This window comes from [Scytonema hofmanni] UTEX 2349, assembly GCF_000582685.1.
Taxonomy (GTDB): Bacteria; Cyanobacteriota; Cyanobacteriia; order Cyanobacteriales; family Nostocaceae; genus Hassallia; species Hassallia hofmanni.
Genome location: NZ_KK073768.1, coordinates 1,643,470 through 1,647,566, shown reverse-complemented (window position 1 = coordinate 1,647,566; position 4,097 = coordinate 1,643,470). Strand labels below are relative to the sequence as shown.

At 41.2% G+C, this 4,097-nt stretch carries 3 protein-coding genes; all 3 read left to right on the top strand.

Features of this window, described 5'->3' with window-relative positions; all coding sequences use genetic code 11:
* Window positions 1-190: 190 nt before the first annotated feature.
* The 3 genes from TOL9009_RS0112495 to TOL9009_RS0112480 all read left to right on the top strand — a co-directional run bounded on the left by TOL9009_RS0112495 (window position 191) and on the right by TOL9009_RS0112480 (window position 3,896).
* Window positions 191-3,169, top strand: a complete 2,979-nt coding sequence (locus TOL9009_RS0112495) for a HEAT repeat domain-containing protein (RefSeq protein ID WP_029633108.1) — start codon at window positions 191-193, stop codon at window positions 3,167-3,169.
* A 386-nt stretch (window positions 3,170-3,555) separates the two neighbouring features.
* Window positions 3,556-3,693, top strand: coding sequence for a hypothetical protein (locus TOL9009_RS47220; protein WP_186227712.1), 138 nt, complete (start codon window positions 3,556-3,558; stop codon window positions 3,691-3,693).
* The gene (locus TOL9009_RS0112480) at window positions 3,690-3,896 is read left to right on the top strand and encodes a type II toxin-antitoxin system HicB family antitoxin (protein ID WP_029633107.1); all 207 of its coding nucleotides are present in this window, start codon (window positions 3,690-3,692) and stop codon (window positions 3,894-3,896) included. The genes TOL9009_RS47220 and TOL9009_RS0112480 overlap by 4 nt, the downstream gene beginning before the upstream one ends.
* Window positions 3,897-4,097: the final 201 nt, after the last annotated feature.

Here is a 4,097-nt window from a genome sequence, read left to right as displayed (position 1 = left end):
TTCTTGTACATCACTCAACCGAGAACCGCTATAAGGCGAGATAGCGGCAAGAGCGAGGGTTTTGAAATATGTTGGTAATCACAAAGGCTTCCAGCCTGAGGGCATAATATTTGTATAATCAACCATAAATTCGGAAACATTCATTAAGCTAGTGTATATACTCGTAGTCAAAATCTAAACAGACACCAGCATGATAGTTGAATGGTTCACCACCTGGATAGCTACAAAAGCAGTTGGATTTCTCGTCAAGACTATTATCAGCAAAGAATTTGTCGAAGATTTAGTCAAAGACTACGCTAAAGATTTTTTCAAAAGTATCTTAAATAATGCCGTAACCGCACCCTTCAAACAAGAACCCCTTCAGAAAGCTGAAGTTATGGCACTGGCAGAATTTGTGCAACTGATGCAGCAAGATTTAGAAGATGGTGAGCTTGCTGAAGATGACATCAAAAAGTATACGCAACCGATAAAGCAGTTTATCAAGAATCAAGAAGTCAAACAAATTTTGGGAAATGCCTTTAAGCATGACTGCCAAGCTATAGACACAAAGAAATTACAAGAGATTTGGTATAAGCTTAATTCCTCATGTTTGTTACCAGACGATTTTAATTGGAAACGGGTTGGTAAGAAATATGTACAAAAGGTTAAAGAGATAATTCTCGAAGTTGATGAACTGCGAGAGATTCTTGATTCTCAGAATCTGGATAAAATCCGAGAAAACACAACCGAGATTGCCGGGATTATTCCGCAATTTGATTTAGAAAAGTATCAAGAAGCAATTCGCGAGCGCTATGGTAATCTGAAGTTAGATAACTTGGATACTACAGGTTACGCTTATAACGAACTAAAATTATGGAAAATCTTTATCGCTCAAAATGTCCGGGAAGCTAATCAAGTTTTACCACAAGTTCACGAACTGCCTAAAGAACATTTAAGACGACTGCGAGAAAGCAACCAAGTAGAGGCAGAAGTTAAAGAAGAAGAATTAGAACGTTACAAACGAGTTTATTTAGAACAAGCCATATGTTCGGTATTAGATATTGTCAATGACAAACAGACTTATAAATATATAGTTATTTTAGGCGATCCTGGTTCGGGTAAGTCTACATTGTTGCAATATCTCGGTTTAAATTGGGCAACTTCACCTCTGGATAATGCTATCTCACTACCGATACCTTTGCTAATTGAGTTACGCACTTATATGCGACGACGAGAGGATAAAGAGTGTCATAATTTTCTGGAATTTTTCCATAAATGTAGCGGTGCAATTTATAAGTTGAATCAACATCAACTACACGAACAGCTTCAAGCTGGTAAAGCCTTAGTGATGTTTGATGGTTTAGATGAAGTCTTCGATCCCGGTCAGCGAGAGGATGTAATTACCGATATTCATCGCTTCACTAACGAGTATCCGAATGTGCAGGTAATTGTAACATCTCGCGTAATTGGCTACAAAGCGCAACGATTGCGAGATGCTGAGTTTCGGCATTTCATATTGCAAGATTTGGAAGCAGAACAAATTCAAGATTTTATTTACCGCTGGCATGAGTTAACCTTTAACGATGAAGCGGATAAACTGAGAAAACGTGAGCGATTGCAAAGAGGAATTACAGCTTCAAAATCTATTGCCGAATTAGCGGGTAATCCGCTTCTGCTGACGATGATGGCAATACTTAATAGGAATCAAGAATTGCCGCGAGATAGAGCGGAACTTTATAATCAAGCATCGCGGGTGTTGTTGCATCAATGGGATGTGGAACGCGCTTTAATAGAAGACAAAAGATTAGACCCGAAAACGATTGATTATAAAGATAAGCAAGCGATGCTGCGTCAAGTTGCTTATTATATGCAAACCAGTGAGAAAGGTTTGGCTGGTAATTTGATTAGTGCGAGTGATTTAGAGAAGATTCTGGCTAACTATTTGAAGACTATAGAATTTGATAAACCGAGAGAAGCTGCAAAAGTGATGATTAATCAACTGCGGACTCGCAACTTTATGTTATGTTTCGTGGGTGCAGATTATTATGCCTTTGTGCATCGGACATTTTTAGAATATTTCTGTGCTTGGGAGTTTGTCTGGCAGTTTGAGAAGACGCGATCGCTGACTATTGAGGAATTGAAGACAGAAGTTTTTGGTAAACACTGGCAAGATGAAACTTGGCATGAGGTGTTGCAGCTAATTGTAGGGATGATTGAGCCTGAGTTTGCGGGTGATATTATTGAGTATTTAATAAAGTTAAATATAGGAAGGAAAAAGTTTAGCGTTTTGTCTTTAGCGGTTAAATGTGTTGTAGAAGTGAGAAATCGCTCGGTAATTGCCTCAACGGCTGATAAATTAGTTAGTCTGTTAAAAGAGCGGGCGATCGCTGATAATGATGAGGATGTGCGAGGTGCAGCAGTCGAAGCTTTAGCCAGCAACTTCAAAGATGACCGCGACACCCTCCCATTGCTCAAAGACCGGGCGATCGCTGATAATGATAGATTTGTGCGATGTGTAGCAGTCCAAGCTTTAGCCAGCAACTTCAAAGATCACCCCGACATTCTCCCATTGCTCAAAGAGCGGGTAATTGCTGATAATGATATGTTTGTGCGACGTGTATCAGTCCAAGCTTTAGTCAGCAACTTCAAAGATCACCCCGACATTCTCCCATTGCTCAAAGAGCGGGTAATCGCTGATAATGATATGTTTGTGCGACGTGTAGCAGTCCAAGCTTTAGTCAGCAACTTCAAAGATCACCCCGACACTCTCCCATTGCTCAAAGAGCGGGCGATTGCTGATAATCATTGGAATGTGCGATATGCAGCAGTCAAAGCTTTAGTCAGCAACTTCAAAGATGACCCCGACACTCTGTGTTTGCTCAAAGACCGGGCTAAGGCTGATAATTATATGTTTGTGCGACGTGCAGCAGTCCAAGCTTTAGCCAGCAATTTCAAAGATGAACCTGGGATGTTTGAATTTTTCTACAACTACGCTGTCAATGACGCCTTTAAGCGCAAGGAAGACGATGAAATCAATCCTCGGCAAGTTGCACTTGAGATAATCATCGAGCAATATCTTCACCATCCCCAGACTTTACCACTATTGCGCGACAAAGCACAGAATGACGCAGATGAGAAAGTGCGGGAGTTTGCACAGAAAAAGTTGAAGGAGTTAGGAGAAGCCAAGTAATGGGATGTGATATCATGTCCGCCAAATTACCCATAATAAAAGAACCCCACCCCCAACCCCTCCCCGCAGGCGGGGAGGGGAGACAAAGCGTAGCTTTGGCGGGGTGGGGTTCTTGGGTTTTAAGAAGTAATCAAGCGGACATGATATAAGCCACTAGAGCCGAAAAGTTGAAGAATATGGGGATATGCCCAAGAAAATCAGGGAACTCAAAAGCTTGTTGTTGCAAGCAGGGTTCATTTATAAACCTGCAAAAGGTAGCCATAGTAAATGGATAGAGTGTTCCAATAAATAAATCATCCAAAGCCTGTCATTGCGAATGGAGCAAAGCGGAATGAAGCAATCGCAAAGACTCAGCGATTGCTTCTCTTCACTTCGTTACGCTCGCAATGACAACAAATAACTTTTTCCACCCACTTATCATCGCTGGCAAAGATGGTAGTGATGCCAAACTGTATTTAGAAAAACAAGTCAACGAAGCACTTGAAGAACTAAAGAAAATGGAAGAAGAGGAAACAGAAGAATGAAATATACAATTGTGATTAAATGGTCAGAAGAAGACCAATGTTATGTAGTTTTGCTGCCTGAGTTTACCAGTGTAATGCAGCCTTGCACCCACGGAGACACTTACGAGGAAGCTGTTAAGAATGCTCAAGAAGTTTTAGAAATAAACCTTTCTTCAAACATCCAAGACATCAATTCTCTAACATTCACCCGCAACACCCCATAATCTACTACAAGTACCACTCATAATACTATGTCCACATCCTCAGTAATACTTCCCACAATCCTTGCACCCCACCCCCAACCCCTCCCCGCTTGCGGGGAGGGGAGCTAAAGCGTAGCTTTGGCGGGGTGGGGTTCTTGGGTTTTAAGAAGTAATCAAGCGGACATGATATAAGTCACCAGAGCCGATAAAGTTGAAGAATAT